Origin of the sequence: Corynebacterium mucifaciens (assembly GCF_012396315.1) — a bacterium.
Classification (GTDB): Bacteria; Actinomycetota; Actinomycetes; order Mycobacteriales; family Mycobacteriaceae; genus Corynebacterium; species Corynebacterium mucifaciens.
Window position 1 is genome coordinate 131236 of record NZ_JAAXPF010000004.1, and the last position, 23663, is coordinate 154898.

A 23663-nucleotide genomic window follows, 5' to 3' on the forward strand; every position below is an offset into this window, starting at 1 on the left:
GCTTACTTGTTGTCCGGGTACCAGTGTCGCATCGCGGCTGCGGCAAACGCGTCGCCACGCGCCGACATACCGGAAAACATGTCAAGGCTGGCGGCGGCCGGTGCGAGCAGCACCGTGTCACCAGATCGCGCCTGGGTAGCCGCCCACGCCACGACCTCGTCCATGGCCTCGTCCGGGTCACTTGCATCGGAGACGAACACCGGCACGCCCGGGGCGTACTGCTCGACGGCGGCGCGGATGAGCTCGCGATCCGACCCCAGAAGCGCAACCGCACGGAGCTGTCCTGCGTGGTCCTTCACCACGTCGTCGACGGATGCCCCCTTGAGCTGACCTCCCGCCACCCACACCACGGGGCCAGCCCCTGTCAGCGCGGAATCGGCGGCATGCGGGTTGGTTGCCTTGGAATTGTCCACCCAGTCAACACCGCAAGCGGAGTGCACGACTGAGCCCCGGTGCCCCTCAACCTGGTAGGCATCCAGTGCCCGCTGGATGTGCTCGGGGGTCGCCCCCTGCGTCAGCGCCACCGCGGTAGCCGCGAGCGCATCGAGCACCCCCGCCGCACCCGCGGGCTCAATGCCGTCTGCGCTGGCGATGTCTACCGTCGTCCCGTCCAGCTTGGCGACGATGCGTCCGCCCGAAACGCCGACCTGACCATTCTCGGGTTCGGACAGCGTAAACCCGATGATGTCGGTGCGTCCGGTCTCTGCGGCGAGGCGGGCGACCTCCGCGTCGTCGATGCCCACCACCGCAACCGATGCCTTGAGCACCTTCGCCTTTGCCGCGGCGTATTCGGCGAAGCTTCCGTGCCAGTCGATGTGGTCGGCGGCGAGATTGAGCAGCACGCCGGCGTCGGGCATGAGGGCGCTCGACCAGTGCAGCTGGAAACTCGACAGTTCCGCCACCAGCACATCCAGCCGCTCCGGCGAGAGCATCGCCTCCCCCACCGCGACTCCGATATTGCCGCACGCGCCTGCGCGCAGCCCCGTGTCCCTGCTGGCTTCATCCATCATCTGCGCCAACATGCCGGTCGTGGTGGTCTTGCCGTTCGTACCGGTGACCACCAGCCAGGTGCGCGGCGGGCCGAACACGGCCGCGCGGTCGAGTCGGAAGCACAGCTCCACGTCGCCGATGACTTCGACGCCGGCCGCCATCGCGTCGACAAGCAAGGGCGCGTCCGGGCGCCACCCTGGGGACGTGACGACGAGGCCCACCTGGCCGAAGCGCGCGCGGGCCTCGTCGCCCGTGCAGGTGTCATAGCCGTTGGCTGCGGCGTTACCGCGGCGCTCAGCACTGTCATCGACCACCGTGAACCGGACCCCGGCGCGCTGCAGCAGCTGCGCGGCGCCAAGGCCGGACACACCGGCGCCGGCAACGAGCGTGTACTCGGGGAGGATAGGGGCCGTCATAGGTTTGCCCCGTTCTGGGACAGCCATTCACCGTAGAAGACCGCCAGGCCCAGCATGACCGCCATCGCGGAGATAATCCAGAACCTGACAACCACCGCGGTCTCCGGCCAGCCGCCGTTTTCAAAGTGGTGGTGGAACGGCGCCATGCGGAACACGCGCTTACCGGTGGACTTGAACGACGCCACCTGGATGACCACGGACGCGGCCTCGAGGACGAACAGCGCGCCGATGATGACCATTAGCAACTCGGTACGCGAGCCCACGGACAAACCGGCGACCAAGCCGCCAAGGGCGAGCGAGCCGGTGTCGCCCATGAAGATCTTCGCCGGGGCGGCGTTCCACCACAGGAAGCCGACGCAGGCGCCGAAGCCGGACGCGGCCAAGATAGCCAGATCGAGCGGGTCGCGAACGTTGTAGCAGCCGGTGGTGGCCACCGCGTCGCAGGAGTTGCGGAACTGCCAGAACGTGATGCCCACGTACGCCGCCATCACCAGCGCGGTGGTGCCGGCGGCCAGGCCGTCCAACCCGTCGGTGAGGTTCACGGCGTTGGACCACGCCGCGAGCAGGAGGTAGATGAAGATGAGGAAGAAGATCGTGCCGATCACCCCGCCGCCGAGGGTGAGGTTCATCGTTTCGATGTCGCGCACGGAGCTCAAGAACTGTGAGCCCGGGGTCAGCCCGTTTTCGTCCGGGAAGCGGAGAATCAAGATGCCGAAGACGAGCGCGATAGCTAGTTGCGCCACGAGCTTGGCGGTCTTGTTCAGGCCCAAGTTGCGGTGCATGAACAGCTTGATGCCGTCGTCGGCGAACCCGACGAGGCCGAGCGACAGCGTGAGAAACAGCACGATCAAGCCGGTCGCCGTGAATGCTGTGTGACCGGTCAGCACCGCTGCGAGGCTACCGCCCAAGTACCCCAAGGTGATGCCAGCAAGGATGGCCAGACCGCCCATCGTGGGGGTGCCGCGCTTGCGCGCGTGCGAGGCCGGGCCGTCTTCACGGATCTCCTGCCCCATGGCCCTGCGGTTGAAGTACCGGATAAGCGTGGGGGTGAGAAAGATCGAAACCAGGAAGCTGATAATCCCGGCGCAGATAACTTGAACCATGGGTATGCGTGCCTTGCTATGTTCTCTTGTCGCGTGTCTACCTAAGCGTATGCCCCTGCAGGAGCGCTTCCGCCACCACCCACAGCCGGGCAGCGTTGGAGGCCTTGACCAGCACGACATCGCGGTCTGAGCGCTCGTGCCAGTTGTCCTCGCCCGCCGGCGGGGAGGCCAGCAGCGCACCGACGGCTTGTGCGGCAGCCTCGGTGTCCGAGACAGTGGTGGCGTTAATGCCGTTTGCGACGGCGCGCTCGTGCAGCGCTGCCATCGATGCTGAGTCCCCGACGGCCACGAGGTGGGTCACCCGGTAGCGGGCCAGCTCGTCGGCAAGCAGCGCGTGCTGCTCCACCGCGTCCGGGCCCAGCTCGCCCATCTCTCCCAGCACCGCTACCGAGCGAACTCCCGGCCGGGCCGCGGCGGTGTACCCCAAGGCTGCGATCGCGGCGCGCATAGATTCCGGGTTGGCGTTGTAGGCGTCGTTGATCACGGTCACGCCGTCCGCTCGGGTGTTGACGTCCATACGGTTGACCGAGACGGAGTGCGCGCTGGAGAGCGCCTTCGCGACAGTGACCTCGTCCACGCCCAGCTCCACGCCGACCGCCGCCGCAGCGAGGGCGTTGCCGACCTGGTGGGCGCCGAAGACGCCGAGCTCCACACGTTGCGGGGACCCGTTCGGGGTGTGCATGGTAAACGACGCGCGAGCGACGGCGTCGAGCTCTACGTCGGTGGCGTAATAGTCAGCTTTCGTGTTGCCGGTCTCGGAGAACGTGACCACCCGGGCTGCCGTGCGTGGCGCCATTCCGGCCACCAAATCGTCGTCGGCGTTGAGGACCGCGACGCCATCTGCCGGCAGCGCTTCGACGAGCTCGCCCTTCGCGATGGCAATGTTTTCCCGCGAGCCGAACTCCCCGATGTGGGCGGAGCCAACATTGAGAACCACACCGATCTTCGGCGGCGCAATGGTGGCTAGGTGCGCGATGTGGCCGATGCCGCGGGCCGACATCTCCGCAACCAGAAAATCGGTGTCCTCGGTGCAGCGCAGCACGGTGTACGGGTGACCAATCTCGTTGTTGAAGCTGCCGGGAGGCGCAACCGTCTCACCCGCGCGCGACAGCACCGCCGCGATCAAGTCCTTCGTGGACGTTTTTCCCGCCGAACCGGTCACGCCGACGATGGTCAGCCCGTGTTCGTCGCTGAGCTCACGCGCGACCGCGGCCGCGAGCTTGGACATGCCGTCGACCACGCCCGCGGCTGAGCCGTCGGGGTCGTTGGCGGCCAAGTCCGAGTTGTCGCCTTCGCGGGGCGGGAGCTTCTCGACGATCACCGCAGGGCTTCCCACCTCCTTCGTAGTGAGCGCCGCGACGGCACCTGCCTGTGCGGCCTTGTCCACGTAATCGTGCCCGTCCACGCGGGCGCCCGGGAATGCGACGAACAAGCCCCCGGGACCGATCTTGCGGGAATCGAACTCGACGAACCCAGTGACGCGCGCGTCCGGATCCGCTTCCGGGCTCAGACGCCCCCCGGTGATTTCAGCAATGCGTGCCAGCGTCATGTCAATCATGCTTGCGCTTCCTTTTCCTGTATCGCCCTGCGCATTTCTTCCCGGTCGTCGAAGTGCAGCTTCTGCGTGCCCACAAGCTGACCCACTTCGTGGCCCTTGCCCACCACAATCACTGCGTCGCCAGGCTGGGCCCAGGCGACAAGGGCGTCAATCGCCTCCCCGCGCGGGCCGACCTCGACGATCTCGGCGTCGGTGCCGGCGCCGCGGGCGCCCTCGAGAACCGCCGCGCGAATGGCGGCCGGGTCCTCCGTGCGCGGGTTGTCGTCGGTCACAACCACAAAGTCTGCGCCGCTCGCGGCCTCCGCCCCCATCAGCGGTCGCTTCGAGGAGTCACGGTCCCCGCCGGCGCCGACAGCGACGCCGACGCGACCGCTCACCTGGCCACGCAGGGTGGCCAGCACCGCGCCGACGGCTGCCGGCTTGTGGGCGTAGTCCACGACGGCGACAAAGGGCTGGCCTTCGTCGATACGCTCCATGCGCCCCGGCACCGCTGCCCGCTCCAGCCCGCTGAGGAACGCGTCCACATCGACGCCGGCGGTTGTTGCCACTGCGGCTGCGAGCGCGGCGTTGGCGACGTTGAATGCGCCCGGCATGGGCAGCGTGAACTCGTGGCTGCCGTCGGCGTTGAGCCTGACGCGCTGCGACCCTTGGTCGCGGACGCTAACGAGATCAGCAGTGACGTCCGCGGCGCGGGTGGTGGCAACGGTGACCGGGTTGTCAGCGAGCGCCGCCATGCGCGTGCCCCACTCGTCGTCGATGCAGATGACGCTGCGCTTGCCGCGCAGGTCGCTTGCCGGGTCGAAGAAGAGCGCCTTGGCCTGGAAGTAGTCCTCCATGGTCGGGTGGAAATCCAGGTGGTCCTGAGACAGATTGGTAAATGCGGCGATGTCGAAGTCGGACCCCGTCACGCGCCCGAGCATGAGCGCGTGGGAGGAGACCTCCATCACCACATGCGTGACCCCCTCGTCGCGCATCTGCGCAAACAGCCTCTGCAGCATCGGCGCCTCAGGCGTGGTCAGCTCAGTCGCGACATCGCGGCCCATGATCCGCGTGCCCGTAGTGCCGATCAACCCCACCTTGCAACCGGCTGCGGTGAGGCCCTTTTCCAGCATGTAGGTGGTCGTGGTCTTGCCGGAGGTGCCTGTGACCCCCAGCAACGTGAAGCTTCTCGACGGGTGCCCGTACACCTCCGCCGCGACATGGCCCAAAATCGCCCGCACATCCTCGACGACCAGCACCGGCCGGCGATCCGCCGTCTGCTGGATGATGGCCAGGCCGGCTTCGTCGGTCAGGATGGCGCCCGCCGCGGAATCGAACGCGTAGGTTGCGCCGTGCACGCGCGTGCCCGGCAGGGCAGCGAACAACCCGCCAGGCTCGACGTTGGCGGAGTCGAGGCCGACGAACGTCACCGGCATGGTCGCGCTCGGAGGGTTGACAATGCGCGCGTCTGCAATGCGCGCGAGGTCCTGCAGCGTGGTGGTTGGGGTTGTCATCCTGTCTTCCTCCATCGTTTCCCCGTCACTCCCCCTGCAGCCTGTACGGCTCGGCGGGCGGGCTCAACGGCACATTCTCGCGGTTGAGCAGCCAGCCAGCAATTTGCTTGAACACCGGGGCGGCCGACTGCCCGCCGGCTCCGCCGTCCAGCACGCCCCGCTGCGGCTCGTCCAGCATCACGGCCACGACAAATCGCGGGTCGTCCGCAGGCGCGATGCCCGCGAACGTGATCCAGTACGCGCTCTGCGAGTAGGCGCCGGTGTCCGGATTGACCTTCTGTGCGGTGCCCGTCTTGCCCGAGAATTGATACCCCTCCACGCTGTTGCCCTGCGCAGTGCCGTTATCCACGCCTGCGGGGTCTTCTTGGAACGTGGCGCGGAACATGTCCACGGTAGTGCGGGCTGCTTCCGGGCTGACCACGCGAGTGCGCTCCGGCGCGGGCTGCGGGATCTCCTCGCCGTCCGGGCCGGTGATGCTGGAAATGATGCGCGGCTGGATCCGCTCGCCGTCGTTGGCTAGGGCCTGGTAGACGCCCGCCATTTGCAGCGCCGTCCAGCTCATGCCTTGGCCGATAGGCAGGTTGGCAAAGGTGCCACCCGACCACTGCTCCAGCACCGGGAGCAGGCCGGACGATTCGTTCGGCAGCTCGACGCCCGTGCTTTGGCCGATGCCGAAGCGGTTGAGGTAATCCCAGTAGCGTTCCTCGCCCAGGCGCTGCACGAGCTGCAGCGTGCCCACGTTCGAGGACTTAGCAAAGATGCCAGCGGTGGTGTACGGCATGACGCCGTGCTCCCATGCGTCCCGGACGGTAATGCCGGCCATGTCGATTGACCCGGGAACCTGGTGCACCTCATACGGGTCCGTCAAGCCCTGGTCGATCGCGGCTGCGGCCGTAATGACCTTCGCCACCGAGCCGGGCTCGAACGGGTGGGACACGTTGGGGTTTTCAAATCCCTTGCCTTGCTTGAGCTGCTGCTCGATATTCCCATTGGGGTTGATGGTGCCCGTGTTGGCCATGGCCAACACCTCGCCCGTGTGCGCGTCGAGCACGACGGCTTGGGCATCCTTGGCCTGCGAGTTGGCCTTCGCCTGCTCCAGTGTCTGCTGCACATAGGTTTGCAGGTCCAGATCGATCGTGAGCTCAATACGGGAGCCTTCAACGGCCGGGACCACGTCGCGCAGGGATCCAGGGATGGACTGCCCGCCGGCCGAGACGTCCTCGGTCGAGCGGCCGTCGATCCCGGTGAGGTCAGCGTCCCTCGCAGCCTCCAGCCCGAATTGCCCCTGGCCGTCCATCGAGACTTTGCCGATGATGTTTTCGCCGACCGCGCCGTTCGGGTACTGGCGAATGTCTTGGTGGTCGGCTGCGATGCCGTGGAATGCGTCCGCCACTGTCGCCGCGACGTCCGGGTCAACATTGCGCACGAGCACTTCGTAGCTGGAATCTGCGTGCAGCTTGTCCAGAATCTCTTTCGCGCTGACCTGGCCCACTTGCGTGGTGGGTTCCCCGGTTGCCGTGCTGGCCGGCGCGTCGCCTTTGACCTCGCCGTCGCCGATCATCCCCGGGATCTCGTTGGCCATGGTCCGCAGCACGTCTTCGACGCGCGCGTCCACCTGCGCCGCAATGTCAGCATCGGACAGGCCGTCCATGCGCAACTCCAGCTCTTGCTGCTCTTTCAGCTCGCTTCGCAGCTGGACCGGGGAAACGGTCAGGGACCTGGCCTGCATGGTGTACGCCATCGTATTGCCGTCACGGTCGACAATCTCGCCGCGACGGGCGCGATCCACGTAGGTACGGCTTCGCTGGTCGTTGGCTTGCTCGCGCAGTTCGTCGCCGATGATTACCTGCACCCAAAAGAGGCGCCCGATGAGCAGCGCCGCGACAGCCAAAAACGCCACACCGAGCCAATAGACGCGCGTGCCCGTGATGCGCTTTTGAGATACCGGAGCCTTCTGCTGTGAGCTGGGCTGGCCGCGACGGGGTCCCGTGCCTTGTACGCCGGTGTTTCCGCCTGTCTTGTTCACTGCCCCACCTCCTTCGTCCGCCTCCGTTATGCCACTGCAGGTTTGTCTCTGCCGCCGTCAATCATGCACCGCCTCTTGCTCGTGCAGCGGTGCGCCACGCCCAGCGCTATGGCTGAGCGGGGACGTTCGCTTGATACGGCGCGAGGTTGGCAATTCGCGGCGCCTCCGCGGAGCGGCCCGGTCGCTGGGTCAGGGAATCCTCCAGCTCCTTCGTCGCGCGCTCGTCAGACGATGCCCGCGAAGCAGGCGACCCCGTCCCGTTAACGTCGACAATTTTGGTGGCGGACTCTGGGTTGTACGGCCGTTGCTCCTCCGCGTGCCCGGTTTCACCCACCGCGACGACTCCGGGCTCGCCAGGGACAACCATGCCCATGGCGTCCGCACGCTGTGCCAGCGAGGCTGCAGATTGCCGGTCCTCCAGATCGCGGTTCAGCGACTCCACCTCGTTTGCAAGCTGCTGCTCGGTCGCTTGCAACTTCTGGATGGCAAAGGTCTGGGCGGTAGCAATACCGGACAAAATCATCGCCGCCGCAATACCGGCGAACAGCAGTGGCAGCGCAATTTGGGACAGGGATGAGAACTTGGTGCGGGCCTTGGCAGTGGCCACCCGGCGTCCGCGCACAGACACCACCTGGTTCGACCCCAAACGGCCGCGAGACCTTGAGTGCTTCTCATGCGGTTTGACACCAGGCATGGTGCGGGCAGAAGACTGCTCGCTTCGGCGCGAGGTGCGGTTCAGCGTTGCAGATCGCGTTGCTCGTGCGGCCATGGTGTCCGTCCTTTGCGGGCTGGGTAGGTGGTGTCGGGGCTAATCGGTGGGGCGAAGTTTTTCTATGCAGCGCACCCGTACGGGCGCGGCGCGCGGGTTGCGTTCGATCTCTGCAGCATCGGCTTTTTCCGCGCCCCGGGTCACGGTGCGAAACGCCGGCTCTGAGCCAGGCAGATCCATCGGTAACCCTGCGGGCGTCTTGGACGCGGTGAGTTTGGAAAACGCGGCCTTGACGATCTTGTCTTCCAGCGACTGGTAGCTCATGAACACGGCCCTGCCGCCGACACCCAGCATGTCTGTGATGACGGGCACGACGTTTTCCACCGCTTCCAGCTCCCGGTTGACCTCGATGCGCAGCGCTTGAAAGGTCCGCTTCGCGGGGTGCCCGCCGGTGCGGCGGGTGGCGGCGGGGATCGTGTCGTACAGCAGCTCCACCAGCCGTGCTGCGCGGTCAAACGGCTCGCGCTCGCGCTCCGCCACAATCGCGGAGGCGATCTTGCCCGCGAACCTTTCGTCGCCGTAGGTCTTCAGGATGCGTGCCAGGTCGCCGTGGCTGTAGGTGTTTAGGACCTTAGCCGCCGTGATGCCACCGGTTTGATCCATCCGCATGTCCAGCGGGGCGTCACCACGGTAGGAAAAACCGCGTTCTTCCTGGTCGAGCTGCATGGAGGACACGCCCAAGTCGAACAGTGCGCCGGCAATGCCGTGTTCTCGGGCTGCCTCAAAGATCGGGCCCTGCCTGTCTGCAACGGCGTCGTCGATGTGGTCGAAGCGGGCTTGCACAGCCACGAACCGGTCACCGAATGCAGCCAAGCGTTGCGACGCCTGACGGAGCGCATCCGGATCCCTGTCCACACCGATCACACGGGCGTGGGGAAAGACGGTGAGGAAATGCTCAGAGTGTCCCCCCGCCCCGAGGGTGCCGTCCACAAGCACAGCGTTTTGACCAAAGGCCTCGACAGCCGGTGCGAGGAGCTCAGCCATCCGGTCACGCAGAACGGGAACGTGACCGTGCGGGTCGTCAGCGAGCGTGAATTTCGCCATGTCGTGCCCTCCGTGTCCCGTTGAGTCGCGTTGTGTGTATGCAGTGCGGGGAGCGCGTAGAGCCCTGCCCGGGGCGGCTGTTCTGATGTCGGGGAAGTACACCAGAACGCTTCACGCCCCGGACAGAGTCCGTACACACTCTCCTTATCGATGTCCGCTGCCGGGTAGTCAGTCCTACAGCAGGCCGGAGAGAATGTCGTCGTCGTCCGCCGCGGAGAACGCGGCTTCGGTTTCTTCTTGATACTTATTCCAGGACTCGAGGTCCCAGATCTCGAGAAAATCCACGGAACCGATGACCACGCATTCCTTGCTCAGGTTTGCGTACTCGCGGTGCGCCGGGGACAAGGTGATCCGGCCAGACCCGTCCAGCGATTGCTCATCCGCACTGGCAGCCAGATTTCGGATGAACGCTCGTGCCTTCGGGTTCGTGCGGGATGCCGCCGCGGCCTTACGGGCGCGGGCGGCGAACTCGTCGCGCGGATACACCGCGAGAGAGTGGTCCTGCCCCTTAGTCACCATCAACCCGTCCGCAAGATCCTCTCGGAACTTCGCGGGGAGCGTCAGGCGACCTTTGTCATCCAGCTTGGGGGTGTAGGTACCCAGAAACATCCGGTGACCTACCTTCCTTCACTTTCAGACGTTGGCTGTGAAATTTTCTCGGCTTCGTTCCACGGCGCGCACGTAGTCAAGATGCACGCCATTTCACTCCGCTGCGCCCCACTTTAACCCACTTCTCCCCACAAACGCCACACCTACGCGAAACTTCTCACTGGAAACGGCTGTTGTTGCAGGTAAATGAGTAAATAGTCAAGTGGGGGAACTTCCCGCCGCCGCGAGTAACACCACTCACTTGAGGCAGACGCAACCTCAAAAGACGCAATTTTCACCGGCTGTACGGGGGCCGACGGGCGAACTAGCGCCACAATGCGTCACTGTGGGGAGAAGTGGGAGATTAATCGGGTGCACGAAAAAGCGCCCTCCCGGTGACGGGAGGGCGCAGGAGATAGGGGCGCCAGTGAAGGGTTACTGCCGGTCCTCGAAACGCCGGCGGAAGCTTTCCTCCATGCTTGCGCCACGTTGCGAGCGTGGCTTCGACCGCTTCGACGCGCGCGATGTCACCGACGCGGCCTGCGCGGGTGTGCGCAGCGCCATGACGCCCCCGAAAAGCATGACTGCGAAACCGATGATGCTCAGAACGACAGTCCAGATGCTCAGGCTCGCAAGGGCAACGCCGCCGAGAAGTAACACGAGACCCAGCACAATCAGTGCCAGGCTGCGCATGGTGAGCTGACCGGTCTTCGGGGCAGAACCCACACCAGAATCGGTGACCACGCTGCTGCCGAATTTCGGGTCGTCCGCGAAGAGCGATTGCTCGATTTCGCGCAACGCCCGCATTTCCTGCTCAGAAAGAGACACTGCTCACTCTCCAGATGCCGTTGGCGGACTGCAATTGCTCATATAACGGCCATCGTACGCAGATTGTTCCCCGCACCCACCCCTACGGTTACGCAGCGACTGCAGACTCACCCGCCACAGTCGCAGAGTAGAAGTCCTCAACATCCGCCAGCAGCCGGTACACCACCGCGGACCCCGGGTTGAGATCGATCCCGGACGCCACCCTGCCCCGCTGCGCAGAGTAGCGCCTGAACACGGCCGCCCAGTCGGCGCCAGCCGCGCCCGTGAGTGCGAGTTTGTCCCAGGCGTTGGTGGGCAGGCGCTTCCGTTTGCGGACCACCGGCGACTGGGCGCTGCGCGCACCGGCGACGCGAAGTGCCGCACGGTAGGCGTTTTCCATTGCGAGGTCGTGCCGGCCGGCCTCGAAGTCGTCGTGCGCCTGGGCGATGAGGCTTTCCGCGGCCGCGAGAAACTGGCCGGCACGGCTGACACGTGCGCCAGCCCCGTAGACCGATCCCGTCGTTGCCGAAACTACGCTTGCCATGTCCGGTTCCTCCTGCCTCGAGGCGTTTCCTGTTTGTGCGATGGGCCCAATCTAAAACACTCGTTCGACACGCCCTGCGCCGTTTCGAACGTACGTTCGACATCGTCCGCATGCCGTTGCCCCGCGCCGGCTATACAAGTGCTTCGATAGAGACATGACTGCGACCATTCAGCGCCTCACCCCCGCCGAGTTCATCATGCTCGCCCCTGCGCTCGTCGACATCTATATAGAGGCCATGGGGTACGCCCCTTCGATGCGGCCACAACGCATCCAGGTGTGGAAGGGCGAGGTCCGCTCCCCCGGGTTTACTGCCTTGGTGGCTGTCGACGGTGACGTCGTCGTGGGCGTCGCATACGGCTTCCTGGGCACGCGGGAGCGTTGGTGGGACCAGCAACTGGTGCGCGCGATGAAGGCGAAGGGTGAGCTGAGCGCCCTTGACCGCGACATGCTGCACAACTATTTCGAAGTGGCGGAGGTGCACGTCGCCCCCTCCCGGCAAAGCGAGGGCATCGGCGCACAATTACTGGCGGCGTTATTGCGGGAGGTGACGGCCCGATGGGCCCTACTCTCCACCCCAGAAGTCGCCGGAGAGGCGAACAACGCCTTCGGCCTCTACCGCAAATTTGGCTTTACGGACGTAGCCCGGAACTTCTTCTACGAGGGCGACGGCCGGCCGTTTGCCATCCTCGCCCTCGATCTCCACAACACACTGGGTAGGGTGACTGACGTATCGGATAACGGGCACAAGGAGCTGTAAAACGTGGCCACAACGCATCTGGAACTCTCGGAGATCCCGCAGCGGGTTGAGCGCAACCTCGCCGCCTTCTTTGACGCGCGCGCCGACGCCATCGCGGCCATCGGTGAGCCTGTCGCCCACGCAGTGAGCCACCTCCAGGCGTTCGTGCTCGGCGGCGGCAAACGCGTCCGCCCGACCTACGGCTGGGCGGGTTTTGCTGGTGCCGGCGGCCTGGAGCGCGGCGCAGAAGACCCCGACGCCGTACTGCGCGCAGTGAGCGCGCTGGAGCTGATCCAGGCGTGTGCGCTCGTACATGACGACATCATCGACGCCTCCGACACCCGGCGCGGCAACCCCACCGTGCACCGCGCCCTCGAAGCCGAGCACCGCGACCGCGATCTCCTCGGCTCCGCCGAGGCGTACGGCACGAATGCGGCGATTCTGCTGGGCGATCTCGCGTTGGCCTGGGCGGAGGACATGTGGCGCTACTCCGGTGTGTCCCAAGAGGCCCTCGTCAGGGCCGCGGAGCCGTGGGTGGGCATGCGCACCGAGGTCATCGGCGGCCAGCTGCTGGACATGATGTTAGAAAGCCTGCGCAGCGAATCCGTGGAGATGGCCAACCGCGTCAACCGCTACAAAACAGCGGCGTACACCATAGAGCGGCCCCTCCACCTCGGCGCAGCGCTGGCAGGTGCGGATGAGGCGACTATTAACGCGTTCCGCGGCTACGGGCGCGATGTCGGTATCGCATTCCAGCTACGCGACGACCTCCTCGGCGTGTTCGGCGACCCAGCTATCACGGGCAAGCCGGCGGGCGACGACCTGCGGGAGGGCAAGCGCACCGAGCTCTTCGCCACTGCCGTGGGGCTCTTGGCGGAGACAGACCCGGATGGCGCTGAGGAGCTGCGCACCGGAATTGGCCAGACGGCGGACGACGCGAAGTTGCGTCGATTAGCGCAGCTCATCCGCGGCAGCGGTGCCGAGGACGCGGTGGAGCAGCGCATTGAGCAGCTCACCGCGTCGGGCCTCGAGTATCTGGAGGACGCAGGTATCAACGACGCTGCCGTGGACGCGCTCACGGCTCTCGCGCACAAAGCCACAGCCCGGCGCAAGTGATGCGGCGTCATCCTCACGTGCTCGGCTTCGCGGCATGCGTGCTCATCGCGGTTGGCTCCTTCGGCGCGGGCGCGACCCGCTACCGCGGTGGGGTACTGCGGGAGCTCGGGCTGGATTTCCTGGCGTTCGGCCACGGCCGCGGACTCATGGACCTCCTGCTCACCGCCGGCATCGTCGGACTCGTCGCGGCGTGGGTGATGCTGTGGAAGGCACGGCCGTCTGAACGGCAATTGCGGCGCACCGTGTGGTGGTGGACCGGAGCGCTCGCGTGCAGCGCGCCGATCCTCTCGCGGGACGTGTACTCGTACTTGATGCAGGGGGCGATGCTGCGCGACGGCTTCGACCCGTACTCCGAGGGCGCCGCCGTCAACCCTGGCCCGTTTCTCTGGGAGGTCTCCCACGACTGGCGCAACACCACAACCCCCTACGGCCCGCTTCACCTCGGACTCGGTAAGGCGGTGACGACGCTTGTCGGCGACAACGTCACCGCCGGGTTAATCGCGTACCGGTTGATTTCCGTGGCCGGGTTCGCGCTCATCGTGTGGTCCGTCCCCCGAATCGCCAAAGCAATCGGTGGCGATCCCGCTCTCGCGCTCTGGCTCGGCGTGGCCAACCCAGTGATGCTGCTGCACCTGATCGGCGGCATGCACAACGAGGCCGTGATGGTTGGGCTGGTCAGCCTTGGCCTGCTCTCCTGCCTGCGGGGACGCTGGTGCACCCCTGGGATAGCGCTCATCGCGCTGGCGGTCTCGCTGAAAGCGACCGCAGCTATCGCGCTGCCCTTTGTGGTGTGGCTGATGGTCCAGCGGCATAGCTCCACCGCCCTCGGGCGCGCGGGCATGCTCGTCGTCTCCGGCGCATGGGCGCTTGTCGTCAACGCCGCCGTGATCCACGTGGTCACCGTGGCCTCCGGCACCACCTGGGGCTGGTTGGCGCAGATCACCGGCAACTCCAAAGTGATTAACCCGCTCGCCGGCCCCACGTTCGCCGCCGAGCTGCTCACCCCGTTGCTGCAGCTTTTCGACGACACGTTCCGCTACAACACCGCGCTGAGCTGGACCCGCTCCGTTTTCTCCGTGCTCATGCTGGTGGGGCTGGTTGCAGTGTGGTGGCTGTTCCGCCCCCGGCCCGGCACCGCCTACGAGCCGCGCGCGGTCGCTGGCACCACCGCCGCCTACGCTGTGGCGTTTGCCGCGAATGCTGTGACGTTGCCGTGGTACTACGCCTCACTCATCTCGCTGACCGGCACGTTCCGCCCGCCGCCGTGGGTGGTCAAGGGGGCAGCCGGGGCGTCGATCGTGGTCGCCCTGGCGTTCCAGGGAAGCGGAAACCACCGCCTCTACGACGCGTGGTTTCTCGCTCTAGCCGCGATCGGCGCCGTAATTGCGGTGGAATGGTTGTTCCGTGACGTGCCTAAAACGCCATGGCCTGCGCGCGACGAATCACCTCGCGGGCCTTCTGGCCGTGAAGCGCATCGACAGGACGCCCCGGCAGAGTCTCGTCCGGCGTGAATAGGAACGCCAAGATCTCGTTGGCGTCGTAGCCGCCGTCGTAAAGCACGGTGATCGCGCCGGAGACGAACTTGTTCAAACCGTCCTCGCCCAGCAGGCTCGCCGGGATGACCTTCTTCCCATCCCGGACGTAGTGCACCAATTTCTTCGCACCGATGTAGTCGTGCACCTTGGTCACTGGCACGCCGAGAACGTCGGCGACATCCGGGAACGGCAGCAATGTTTCGTCGGCAAGCAATTGCTCAAGATTCGTTTGTGCACTCACGGTTGGCGATTCTACGCTGGTGCGCATGGCTACCTTGGGTGCAGGCACGACATTGGACGGGCGCTACGTCGTCGACCGCCCAATCGCGCATGGGGGGATGGCCACCGTCTACCGGTGCGTGGACAGGCGCTTGGGCCGCGAAGTGGCGGCGAAGGTGATGCACGAGCAGTACGTCCACGACGAGGTGTTCCGCGAACGCTTCCGCCGGGAGGCTCGCGCGATGGCGCAGCTCAGCCACCCGAACTTGGTCAATGTCTACGACTTCTCCGCCTCGGGCGACGAGGTTTTTCTGGTCATGGAGCTGATCACCGGGGGCACGCTGCGCGAACTCCTCGCCGAGCGCGGTCCCATGCCGCCGCACGCGGCAGCAGCGGTGATGCGCGGCATGCTCACCGGTCTAGCGGTTGCGCACGAGAAGGGGATGGTCCACCGCGACATCAAGCCCGACAACGTGCTCATCGACGCGTCCAGCCGCGTCAAACTCTCTGACTTCGGCTTGGTGCGCGCCGCTGCGGAAACCACTCAATCCACCGACCAGATCGTGGGCACGGTCGCCTACCTATCCCCCGAGCAGGTCGACGGCAGCCCCACCACCGCCGCATCCGACGTGTACTCCGCAGGCCTCGTGCTGTTCGAACTTCTCACGGGGCAAACACCCTTCGACGGTGATACACCCCTCGCGCACGCGTACGCGAGGCTGCGGTCGGACGTGCCTGCGCCGTCCGCGCTCATCGCCGGCGTGCCGAAGCTTTTCGACGAGCTGGTGGCCACCGCCACCTCTCGAAACCCGGCTGACAGGTTCCACGACGCGGCCGATTTCCTCGCTGCGCTCGACGACGTGTCCCGCGAGCTGCGCCTGCCCGCCTACACGGTGCCTGCGCCCCGAAACTCGGCCGCGCACCGTGCCGCCGAGCATCCGACGAATTTCGGGCTCGCCGCTGCTGACCCTTCGGCTCCCCCGGCGGAAGCCGCCCCGACTGTCACCCGTCAGCGTCTGTTTCCGGGCGACGGCGTCCCGACGCGCGTCTCCGCGCCTGCGGTTCGGCCTTCCCCAGAGGCACCGGCTCCCTCCCGCGACCAGCGGCCTGCTGCGGCAGCGGTGCCACCCCCCGCGGACGCGCCGCAGGCCCCGGTGGAGCGGGTGCCAGCGCCTGCACCTACGCCCCGACAGCCCTCGCCTCAGCGGCCCACCGTCAGCCCGGTGTCGAACCGTTCCCCGATCGGCGTGGCCATCTACACGGTGCTGGCCATCGGCATCGTCGTGGCCATCGGGTTGGGCGCGTGGTGGTTTGGCTCGGGGATGTACGGCGAAATCCCCGAGATCATCGTCCCCTTGTTCTAAAGCGCCTTAGTAGCGCAGCATCTCCGCGACCAGGAAGGACAGCTCGAGGGCCTGCTCGGTGTTCAGGCGGGGGTCGCAGGCGGACTCGTAGCGTCCCGGCAGGTCCACGTCGGTGATGTCTTGGGCGCCGCCAAGGCACTCGGTGACGTTTTCGCCGGTGAGCTCGATGTGGATGCCGCCCGGGTGTGTGCCCAGCTCGCGGTGGACCTCGAAAAAGCCCTGCACCTCGTCCAAGATTTTGTCAAAGTGACGCGTCTTGTAACCGTTGGAGGAGGTGAAGGTGTTGCCGTGCATCGGGTCGGACTGCCAGACCACCTTGTGGCCGGACGCTTCCACCGCCTTCACGATGCTGGGGAGCACGTCGCGCACCTTGTCCTGGCCCATACGGATGACCATGGTGAGGCGGCCGGGCTCGCGGTTCGGATCGAGCTTGTCGGCGTAGGCGACAGCCTCCTCCGGGGTGGTGGTCGGGCCGAGCTTGATGCCGATGGGGTTGGAGATCATGGCGGCGAAGTTGACGTGGAAGTCGTCAATGCCGCGGGTGCGCTCGCCGATCCACAGCTGGTGCGCCGACAGGTCGTAGAGCTTGGTCTCACCGCTGGAATCGGTGGCGAGACGGAGCATCGCGCGCTCGTAATCCACAAGCAGTGCCTCGTGGGAGGCGTACACCTCGGACGTGCGAAGGTTGTCGTCGCGCACGCCGCAGGCGTCCATGAACGCGAGGGAACGGGAAATCTCGCGGCCGAGCGCCTCGTAGCGCGCCCCAGCCGGGGAGTTGGAGACGAACTCGCGGTTCCAGTCGTTGATGTGATGCAGGTCAGCCGTGCCAGACGTGGTCAGGGCGCGCACGAGGTTCATCGCGGCCGACGAGTTGGCGTAGGCGCGCACCATGCGGGCCGGGTCGTGACGGCGGGACTCTTCGGTGGGCTCCACACCGTTGACAATGTCACCGCGGTAGTTGGGCAAGCCGTTGCCGTCTAAGTCGGAGGACCGCGGTTTGGCGTATTGGCCGGCGATGCGCGCCAGCTTCACCACCGGCATAGACGCGCCGTACGTCAGCACCGCCGCCATCTGCAGCAGTGTGCGCACGTTCGCGCGGATGTGGGGCTCGGTATTGGATTCGAACGTCTCGGCGCAATCGCCGCCTTGCAGCATGAAGGCCTCGCCCAAGGCGACATCCGCGAGGTTGGCCTTGAGCTGCTCCACCTCGGGTGCGAGGACCACCGGGGGCACGGACTCGAGGATCTTCCGCACATACCCAGCCTGGGCAGGGTCCCAGGAAGGCTGTTGCTTGGCGTCGCGGGAGATAACGTCTTGGAACTGCTCGTTCAGGTCGCCCGGCAGCGGGGGCAGATCCGGCAGCACGTCTTTCGGGATGTCAATAGTCCAACTCACCCGTTTAGTAGTAGCACGATTTATCCCTGCGCCACAATACTTTTCACCTGCAGGTTCCCAGACTACGGCGGCCTGATCTCACTATCCGGACGCGGCGCCGGAGGAGTCGAGAGGCAGCGCCTCCATGCACACGCGGAATTTTCGCAGGTTGTGGCGCGCGTCAACGAGCGCGTCGTGGTTGCCGTCCGGCACCTTGGGCAAACGAGGCTTACCCGCCATCTGCCAGTACTGCTTGAGCTCGCGGGTGTACCGCGGCAAATCCTTGGGCAACCCGGACATGTCACCCCACAGCTGTGCGAAGACGACGTGGTCGTACGCACCGACCCACGCCCACAGCTCCGGAACGCCGCGGCCGGCGGCGAGGAACGCGTGGGCCTCCTCCCGGATCTGGCGCAGCGGCTTCCAGGCTGGGTGCGAAGCCCGCGGAAGCTTGCTCAGCACGTTGTCGCGCACCCACTCATTGGCGCGCGAGGCATCGAACTCGTTGCTGACGGCGTAAAACTCCCGGCCGTCTTCTGCGACGATGCCGATAGAGACTAGTTCGATCGTGGAGCCGTCCTCGATGAACTCCGTATCGTAGAAATACCGCATCTACTTGCGCTGCTCCGCCCGTATGTCGTTGAGCAGCTCGCGTCGCGACGGCCCCTTCGGCCCCCGGTCGCGGCGCGGCCAAAACATCACCGCCGCCACCGCGGCCACAGCGATCGGCCCCGCCAGCTTCGGGTACCAGCCGGCCTGGGACGCAACCAGGTACAACGCCACCACGACGGCAACGAGGACGAAGCGGACAATGAGGGATCTGTTCACGGGCGCGCCTCCTCTGGGTAATCCCCCGTCTCCTCCAACGCCTTTTTCACGTCAGAGGCGTAGACGTCTACGTAGTCCTCCCCCACCATTGCCGCGAGGCGGCGCATGCAATAGTCGGTGAACGGCCGCATGACCTCGCGCGAGTCGGGGTCGAAACCGTTCTCCACGGCCCACGCCCGCGGATCAATCGGCTCGGACACCAGGATCCGCACCTTGGCGGGGCGCGGAATGGTGGTGCCGATGGGGTTGGCTTTTCCGGATCCGATCATGCCGATCAAGACAACCGGGACTCCGCTCGGCATCGCGATGCGGGCAAGCCCCGTGCGACCCTTGTACACGCGGCCGTCCGGGGAACGCGTGCCCTCCGGGTAGATACCGAGGAGGTCGCCCTTGTCCAGCACGCTCTTGGCCGCCGCCTGCAGCGCGTCGCCGGCGTCTTTCGCACCGCGGTCGACGGGGATCTGGCCCACCGAAGAGAAGAAGAACTTCTGGATGCGCCCGGTAAGACCCGGCGTGGTGAAGTACTCCTTTTTGGCCGGGAACGTGATCTGACGGCGCACGAGCAGCGGCAGATAGAAGGAATCCAGCACCGCTTGGTGGTTGGACGCCAAGATCGCGGCCCCTTCGTCGGGGATATTCTCCGCGCCCTCGATAGTGGGACGGTTCCACACCAACAGGGGCGGCCCGAGCAAAACCTTGAACAGGGAATACCACTTGTTGTTCATCGTTGTTCGCCTTCTACAGCAGTTCGCGGGCCAAATCAGCGACACCGATCATACCCGCCCGGGACCCCAGCTCAGCGCACAGGATCTCCGGCAGTGGGCGGTAGCCGGCACCCACAATGTTCGCTTCCATGGAAGCGCGGGCGTGGTCCAAGAACAAATCCGCGTCGTCGCTGACTCCACCGCCAAGCACAATGTGGGCAGGATCGAGCACGTCCGCGACTATCGCCAGCCCGCGCCCCAGCCACGTTGCAAAGCTGTCCAGGGCCGCGAGCCCCAACTCGTCGCCGCCGCGCGCCGCAGCCATGATGTCGTGCCCGCTCGCCCGCTTTTCGACGACCGCCCGGTACACCGCCGAATCCTTGAAGCTGCCCTCCGTGGCGATGTCGATCGCGCAATCCACCAGCGACGTGCCGGATGCGTAGCGCTCCAGGCAGCCCTGCTTTCCGCACGAGCACACCCGCCCGCCCGGTACGACGGTGATGTGCCCGAACTCCGGGGCGGTGCCGAACGCTCCGCGGTAAATTTCACCTCGGTGCATCAGCGTCGCGCCGATACCGGTACCGACGGCGAAAAAGACCCACGTTCCCAGGTCGCGCCCCGCGCCGTAACGGTACTCACCCCAGGCCGCGGAATTGGCGTCGTGCTCCAGGCGCACCGGCAGGCCCAGCGCCTCCTCCAGATCCCGGCGCACGGGCTGATCGTCCCGCCACGCCAGGTGGGGCGCAAACCGCACGACCTCGCACGACGGGTCCAAGAATCCGGCGACGGCGACGCCGACAGCGCCAACATCGTGTGTCGCTCGCAGGTCCCCCACCATGCGCACGATCGTGTCTGTAAGCCCCTCGGCGTCGTGGGGCGTGGGGGTGCCGAGCGATTCCACAATCGCGCCTGTCGCATCCACCACGGCGGCGCGGGTGTTCGTGCCGCCAATATCAAAACCGACGGTCACGGGTGAGTGAGCAACCATGTCAAGGCAGTCTAGCCCCCCGGCTGCGCCGCCCCGCATAACGCTGCTAGCCGGTCGCCGAGCACGTCCCAGGAGAAGCGCTCGGCGACATGGGCACGCCCGGCTGCACCCATGCGGGCATGCCCTTGGGCGTCGACAAGCATCCCCCCGATCGCCCGTGCGACCTCGCCGGTGTCGCGCCCGTTCACCACTACCCCGCTTTCGGGCGTAACAGTTTCGGGCGCGCCGCCGGAGCGACCTGCGACCACCGGCACGCCGCACGCCTGGGCTTCGAGGTACACAATGCCGAGGCCCTCAACGTCGAAACCGCCGAGGCGGGTGCGAGCGGGCATGGCAAATACGTCCGCAGCCGCCACGATGTCGCGCAGCTGCTCCCCCGGCACGGCGCCCGTGAACACCACCTCTTCCCCGGCGCCCGCGCGCAACCGTCGTGCATCAGGCCCCGTTCCAACAATGACGAGCCGCGCGCCGGGCGCTTGACGACGAACCTCCGGCAGCGCCCGTATCAGCACATCCTGCCCCTTACGCGCGACCAGCCGAGACGAACAGACAACGAGCGGCGCATCGCCGACGCCCAGGCGTTCGCGGGTGGCGGTGCGCTGGGCAACGGTAGCCGGCCGGAAGAACGCCGTGTCCACGCCCGACGGGAGCGCAACAAATCTGGGGCCGCTGCCGAATGCCGGGCGGAGTCGTTGCAAGGTGTAGTTCGAAATGTAGGTCACGATATCCGCACTGCGCCCGATACCGCGCAGCGCTTGGCGGCCGATAGGGACCTTGGTCCAGCCCACCTCGTGACCGTGCGTGGAGGCGATAACGGTGGAGGCGCCTGCCCGTTTCGCCGCGGGCCCCATGAGGGCAAGTGGCGCAGCGGCGCCGAACCAGACCGTGTCAATGCCGTGCGTGCGGATGAGGCGCTGCATTTCACGCGCCGTCGACGGCGTAGGCAGCATCACGTGGTGCGGCCAGCGGACCACCGTGTACGGCACGGACGCATCCCATTTGCGCGCCGCGGCGACATCCTGCGTGGAGGCGAACACCACCAGCGACTCAGGCCCCACCCGCCGGGCGAGCTCCGCGGCGAAGTCCCGCAAATACGACTGAATCCCGCCCACGGTGGGCGGGAAGTCATTGGTAACCAGTAGCGTCTTAATAGCGCACGGCACCCTGGACCGGCATGCTGTTCAGGGGAACAACCTGGATCGGGATGCCGTAGTCAGACGAGTGGACCACCATGCCGTCGCCGATGTACATGCCCACGTGCGTCACACCCGGGTAGTACCCGATGATGTCGCCGGGCTGCAGTGCGTCCAGCGAAACCGGCGTGCCACCAGCGAGCTGGGCCTGGGAGGTGCGCGGGATGCTGATGCCGTTTTGTGCGTAGGCCCACATCATGAGACCGGAGCAGTCGAACGCGTCTGGGCCAGCCGCGCCCCAACCGTAGGGCTTGCCCAGCTGCGCCATGGCTGCGGCGACAATGCCGGAATCCACCGCCGGTAGTGCCGAGGTCTCGACAGGATTGTCCTTTTTGACCCACCGCTCGCGGTCGGCCTCATTCAAGCTGTCCACTTGGCGCTCAATGTCGGCGACGCGCTGGTCCAGCTCCGCGCGCTCCTGCTCCAGCTTCTTGCGCTTGCCGTCAAGCTCGTTGCGGACGTACTGCGCTTCCGCCACTGCGATGTTCGCAGCGTTCGCGCGGTCGGCGGCCGCACGGTTCGCGTCGTTCAGCTCGGTCAAGGCGCGCTGGGAGTTCCTGTTCAGCGCTGCGAAGTACGCAGAGCGGTCGATCGCGTCCTGCGGGGTGCCGGAGCCGAGGGTGGTGAGCAGCGCGTCCGTTGCCGGGACACGGTAACGCGACTGAGCGATGTCGCCAACGTTCTTGCGCTGCGCGTCGCTGTCGCCACGGATCGCCTCCAACTGCGCCTTGGCCTCTGTGGCACGAGCAATGGCGGAGCGCTCCCTGTCCTCAGAATCCGCGATCTGGTCCTCCAGACCCTTAATCTCCTCCGCCTTGGCGGTGGCGTCGTGGGAGGCGGACTCCATTTGCTCGATGAGCGCATCCACGTCGTCGGCGTGCGCGGAGGGAAGCAGCGGCGCGGTAGATGCGACGATGCCGCCTGCAAGGACCGCAGTGGTTACGGAACGGGAGCGGTTTCGGCGAAGGGAGTGCTTACCCACGTGTATACCTCTTCATGTGCTGACGAGAACGAACAAACTATAGCTGTTCCGAAGGCCGTCGCAAAGCAAAATGCGCCGGACGTGACTGATGTGAAAACTGGCCTCGAATGAGCAACGCCCCGCTGGCCGTACGGTAGCGGGGCGTTAGGGGGATTGGCCTAGAAGCGAACCACAGAGTGGATCGGCATCATGTGCAGGCTGCGGTATCCGACCGGAGTGCTTGAGTTCAGCGCATCGATGATCTGGCCGTTGCCGGCGTAGATGGCAACGTGGGATGCGCCGTCGTAGTAGGCGACGATGTCGCCGGGCTGGATGTCGCTCAGCGCGACGCGCTGGCCGGAGTACGCCTGGGACTGGGAGGTGCGCGGGATGGTCTTGCCCACCTGTGCGTACACCCACGAGGTGAAGCCAGAGCAGTCGAACGAGTTCGGGCCGGCGGCGCCGTACACGTACGGGGAGCCGATCTTGGACTGGGCGATGGCCACGATGCGCTCGCCGACGGACGGCTGGCGCACCGGCGCGGGCGCAGCGGCCGGAGCCGAGTAGGTCTGCTTCGTCGGTGCCGGCACTGCTGCGAGTGCCTGCTGCTCCACGGTGTTGAGGAACTGGTTGAAGCCCGGGATGTTCGACACGCCCGGGATTGCCTTCACGGACGCGATAGCGTTCTGGATGCTTGCGTTAGCGGACTGGCCCGCCAGGGACGGGATCCACGCCTCGATGCCCGGGATGGCTGCGATGCCCGGGACGTTTTCAATGCCCGGAACCTCGACGGAAACCGGGGTGTTGGGAACACGGACCTCTGCTGCGGAGGCGGCGGCCGGCGCGACCAGTGCTGCGCCAGCTGCGATAGCGGCGGTAGCCGCTGCTGCGCGCGCTGCGGTGTTCTCCTGGCGACGGTGCTTTGCCACGATAGTTTTCTCCATATCTTCTCTTCGCCAACCGGGTTAGCTGTCGGGCGGGGTGTTGAGAAAAGGCCCTGCGCCCCACGGGAGCGTGAGCCCCACTGTGGTTCCCCGGTCCCCTCGGCGGGCGGCCCGCGGGTGTGCGGAGCGTCAACCTGGGTAACGGCTTATATGTTGTTTGCGGTACATGCTGCCAACGGTTGTTGTCGCAATGTCTCGAACAGGTTACGAAACGGCAACATCCGTGTCCAACCGCCGCAGCGTTATTGTTCCGTTATCAACAGGTTCGGGTTGCCGGCGTGGCTGTCGCCGCGCCCGTTGCCAACCCTGTACAGCCGGCCCCGAATCGCAGGAATATACGTCTGAACAGTGCGTTTGCGCTCG

23 protein-coding genes and 1 riboswitch are annotated in these 23663 nt (G+C 66.1%); of the genes, 4 read left to right on the forward strand and 19 right to left on the reverse strand.

What is annotated here, in order from left to right; all coding sequences use genetic code 11:
* Positions 1-2: 2 nt before the first annotated feature.
* The 10 genes from murD to HF989_RS05240 form a co-directional block, all read right to left on the reverse strand.
* Positions 3-1406, reverse strand: coding sequence for a UDP-N-acetylmuramoyl-L-alanine--D-glutamate ligase (gene murD, locus HF989_RS05195; RefSeq protein WP_168684515.1), 1404 nt, complete (start codon positions 1404-1406; stop codon positions 3-5).
* On the reverse strand, positions 1403-2509 hold the full coding sequence (gene mraY / locus HF989_RS05200; RefSeq protein ID WP_168684517.1) for a phospho-N-acetylmuramoyl-pentapeptide-transferase: 1107 nt from the start codon (positions 2507-2509) through the stop codon (positions 1403-1405). Before mraY ends, murD begins: the two co-directional genes overlap by 4 nt.
* A 37-nt stretch (positions 2510-2546) precedes the next feature.
* Positions 2547-4067, reverse strand: coding sequence for a UDP-N-acetylmuramoyl-tripeptide--D-alanyl-D-alanine ligase (locus HF989_RS05205; protein ID WP_168684519.1), 1521 nt, complete (start codon positions 4065-4067; stop codon positions 2547-2549).
* Positions 4064-5560: a UDP-N-acetylmuramoyl-L-alanyl-D-glutamate--2,6-diaminopimelate ligase gene (locus tag HF989_RS05210; protein WP_168684521.1), complete on the reverse strand. Its 1497-nt coding sequence runs from the start codon at positions 5558-5560 to the stop codon at positions 4064-4066. Before HF989_RS05210 ends, HF989_RS05205 begins: the two co-directional genes overlap by 4 nt.
* A gap of 25 nt (positions 5561-5585) precedes the next feature.
* The gene (locus HF989_RS05215; protein WP_343033555.1) at positions 5586-7490 is read right to left on the reverse strand and encodes a peptidoglycan D,D-transpeptidase FtsI family protein; all 1905 of its coding nucleotides are present in this window, start codon (positions 7488-7490) and stop codon (positions 5586-5588) included.
* A gap of 202 nt (positions 7491-7692) precedes the next feature.
* Positions 7693-8355: a cell division protein FtsL gene (gene ftsL, locus HF989_RS05220; RefSeq protein WP_144242440.1), complete on the reverse strand. Its 663-nt coding sequence runs from the start codon at positions 8353-8355 to the stop codon at positions 7693-7695.
* A gap of 39 nt (positions 8356-8394) precedes the next feature.
* Positions 8395-9399 carry a 16S rRNA (cytosine(1402)-N(4))-methyltransferase RsmH gene (gene rsmH, locus HF989_RS05225; RefSeq protein ID WP_168684524.1) on the reverse strand — a complete coding sequence of 335 codons (1005 nt, stop codon included), beginning with the start codon at positions 9397-9399 and terminating at the stop codon, positions 8395-8397.
* 174 nt (positions 9400-9573) lie between these two features.
* Positions 9574-10008 (reverse strand): division/cell wall cluster transcriptional repressor MraZ, encoded by a 435-nt coding sequence (mraZ, locus tag HF989_RS05230; RefSeq protein ID WP_168684526.1) that lies wholly within the window; start codon positions 10006-10008, stop codon positions 9574-9576.
* A 414-nt stretch (positions 10009-10422) separates the two neighbouring features.
* The gene (locus HF989_RS05235) at positions 10423-10815 is read right to left on the reverse strand and encodes a DUF3040 domain-containing protein (protein ID WP_168684528.1); all 393 of its coding nucleotides are present in this window, start codon (positions 10813-10815) and stop codon (positions 10423-10425) included.
* A gap of 88 nt (positions 10816-10903) precedes the next feature.
* Positions 10904-11338, reverse strand: coding sequence for an SAV_6107 family HEPN domain-containing protein (locus HF989_RS05240; protein WP_168684530.1), 435 nt, complete (start codon positions 11336-11338; stop codon positions 10904-10906).
* Positions 11339-11492: 154 nt separating this feature from the next.
* Between HF989_RS05240 and HF989_RS05245 the strand changes: the two genes are divergently transcribed.
* The 3 genes from HF989_RS05245 to HF989_RS05255 are packed head-to-tail and all read left to right on the forward strand — an operon-like array spanning position 11493 to position 14701.
* Positions 11493-12095 (forward strand): GNAT family N-acetyltransferase, encoded by a 603-nt coding sequence (locus tag HF989_RS05245; RefSeq protein ID WP_168684532.1) that lies wholly within the window; start codon positions 11493-11495, stop codon positions 12093-12095.
* 3 nt (positions 12096-12098) lie between these two features.
* Positions 12099-13190, forward strand: a complete 1092-nt coding sequence (locus tag HF989_RS05250; RefSeq protein WP_168684534.1) for a polyprenyl synthetase family protein — start codon at positions 12099-12101, stop codon at positions 13188-13190.
* Positions 13190-14701, forward strand: coding sequence for an alpha-(1->6)-mannopyranosyltransferase A (locus HF989_RS05255; protein ID WP_168684536.1), 1512 nt, complete (start codon positions 13190-13192; stop codon positions 14699-14701). Before HF989_RS05250 ends, HF989_RS05255 begins: the two co-directional genes overlap by 1 nt.
* Here the strand turns inward: HF989_RS05255 and HF989_RS05260 are convergent.
* Positions 14604-14966, reverse strand: coding sequence for an Rv2175c family DNA-binding protein (locus HF989_RS05260; protein ID WP_038614245.1), 363 nt, complete (start codon positions 14964-14966; stop codon positions 14604-14606). The two genes, HF989_RS05255 and HF989_RS05260, sit on opposite strands and share 98 nt — an antisense overlap.
* Before the next feature lie 25 nt (positions 14967-14991).
* Between HF989_RS05260 and HF989_RS05265 the strand changes: the two genes are divergently transcribed.
* The gene (locus HF989_RS05265) at positions 14992-16308 is read left to right on the forward strand and encodes a protein kinase domain-containing protein (RefSeq protein ID WP_168684538.1); all 1317 of its coding nucleotides are present in this window, start codon (positions 14992-14994) and stop codon (positions 16306-16308) included.
* A gap of 6 nt (positions 16309-16314) precedes the next feature.
* Here HF989_RS05265 and HF989_RS05270 read toward each other — a convergent pair whose 3' ends face one another.
* The 8 genes from HF989_RS05270 to HF989_RS05305 form a co-directional block, all read right to left on the reverse strand.
* Positions 16315-17703, reverse strand: a complete 1389-nt coding sequence (locus tag HF989_RS05270) for a class II 3-deoxy-7-phosphoheptulonate synthase (protein ID WP_168684540.1) — start codon at positions 17701-17703, stop codon at positions 16315-16317.
* Positions 17704-17784: 81 nt separating this feature from the next.
* Entirely contained in the window at positions 17785-18294 is a 510-nt protein-coding gene (locus HF989_RS05275; protein WP_168684542.1) for a polyadenylate-specific 3'-exoribonuclease AS, read from the reverse strand.
* Positions 18295-18510 (reverse strand): hypothetical protein, encoded by a 216-nt coding sequence (locus tag HF989_RS05280; protein WP_168684544.1) that lies wholly within the window; start codon positions 18508-18510, stop codon positions 18295-18297.
* On the reverse strand, positions 18507-19235 hold the full coding sequence (locus HF989_RS05285) for a lysophospholipid acyltransferase family protein (RefSeq protein ID WP_168684546.1): 729 nt from the start codon (positions 19233-19235) through the stop codon (positions 18507-18509). The genes HF989_RS05280 and HF989_RS05285 overlap by 4 nt, the downstream gene beginning before the upstream one ends.
* A gap of 13 nt (positions 19236-19248) precedes the next feature.
* Positions 19249-20202 (reverse strand): ROK family protein, encoded by a 954-nt coding sequence (locus tag HF989_RS05290; RefSeq protein WP_168684548.1) that lies wholly within the window; start codon positions 20200-20202, stop codon positions 19249-19251.
* 11 nt (positions 20203-20213) lie between these two features.
* Positions 20214-21353 carry a glycosyltransferase gene (locus tag HF989_RS05295; RefSeq protein ID WP_168684620.1) on the reverse strand — a complete coding sequence of 380 codons (1140 nt, stop codon included), beginning with the start codon at positions 21351-21353 and terminating at the stop codon, positions 20214-20216.
* Positions 21349-22377, reverse strand: a complete 1029-nt coding sequence (locus tag HF989_RS05300) for an NlpC/P60 family protein (RefSeq protein ID WP_343033553.1) — start codon at positions 22375-22377, stop codon at positions 21349-21351. The genes HF989_RS05295 and HF989_RS05300 overlap by 5 nt, the downstream gene beginning before the upstream one ends.
* 158 nt (positions 22378-22535) lie before the next feature.
* Positions 22536-23285 (reverse strand): NlpC/P60 family protein, encoded by a 750-nt coding sequence (locus HF989_RS05305; RefSeq protein ID WP_168684624.1) that lies wholly within the window; start codon positions 23283-23285, stop codon positions 22536-22538.
* 13 nt (positions 23286-23298) lie between these two features.
* Positions 23299-23422, reverse strand: a riboswitch (cyclic di-AMP (ydaO/yuaA leader).
* Between the last annotated feature and the right edge of the window lie 241 nt (positions 23423-23663).

Excerpts from the sequence above, each read along its gene's own strand:
- murD (WP_168684515.1), bottom strand. The coding sequence starts at position 1,406 with ATGACGGCCCCTATCCTCCCCGAGTACACGCTCGTTGCCGGCGCCGGT.
- mraY (WP_168684517.1), bottom strand. The coding sequence starts at position 2,509 with ATGGTTCAAGTTATCTGCGCCGGGATTATCAGCTTCCTGGTTTCGATC.
- HF989_RS05205 (WP_168684519.1), bottom strand. The coding sequence starts at position 4,067 with ATGATTGACATGACGCTGGCACGCATTGCTGAAATCACCGGGGGGCGT.
- HF989_RS05210 (WP_168684521.1), bottom strand. The coding sequence starts at position 5,560 with ATGACAACCCCAACCACCACGCTGCAGGACCTCGCGCGCATTGCAGAC.
- ftsL (WP_144242440.1), bottom strand. The coding sequence starts at position 8,355 with ATGGCCGCACGAGCAACGCGATCTGCAACGCTGAACCGCACCTCGCGC.
- rsmH (WP_168684524.1), bottom strand. The coding sequence starts at position 9,399 with ATGGCGAAATTCACGCTCGCTGACGACCCGCACGGTCACGTTCCCGTT.
- mraZ (WP_168684526.1), bottom strand. The coding sequence starts at position 10,008 with ATGTTTCTGGGTACCTACACCCCCAAGCTGGATGACAAAGGTCGCCTG.
- HF989_RS05240 (WP_168684530.1), bottom strand. The coding sequence starts at position 11,338 with ATGGCAAGCGTAGTTTCGGCAACGACGGGATCGGTCTACGGGGCTGGC.
- HF989_RS05245 (WP_168684532.1), top strand. The coding sequence starts at position 11,493 with ATGACTGCGACCATTCAGCGCCTCACCCCCGCCGAGTTCATCATGCTC.
- HF989_RS05255 (WP_168684536.1), top strand. The coding sequence starts at position 13,190 with ATGCGGCGTCATCCTCACGTGCTCGGCTTCGCGGCATGCGTGCTCATC.
- HF989_RS05265 (WP_168684538.1), top strand. The coding sequence starts at position 14,992 with ATGGCTACCTTGGGTGCAGGCACGACATTGGACGGGCGCTACGTCGTC.
- HF989_RS05275 (WP_168684542.1), bottom strand. The coding sequence starts at position 18,294 with ATGCGGTATTTCTACGATACGGAGTTCATCGAGGACGGCTCCACGATC.
- HF989_RS05285 (WP_168684546.1), bottom strand. The coding sequence starts at position 19,235 with ATGAACAACAAGTGGTATTCCCTGTTCAAGGTTTTGCTCGGGCCGCCC.
- HF989_RS05290 (WP_168684548.1), bottom strand. The coding sequence starts at position 20,202 with ATGGTTGCTCACTCACCCGTGACCGTCGGTTTTGATATTGGCGGCACG.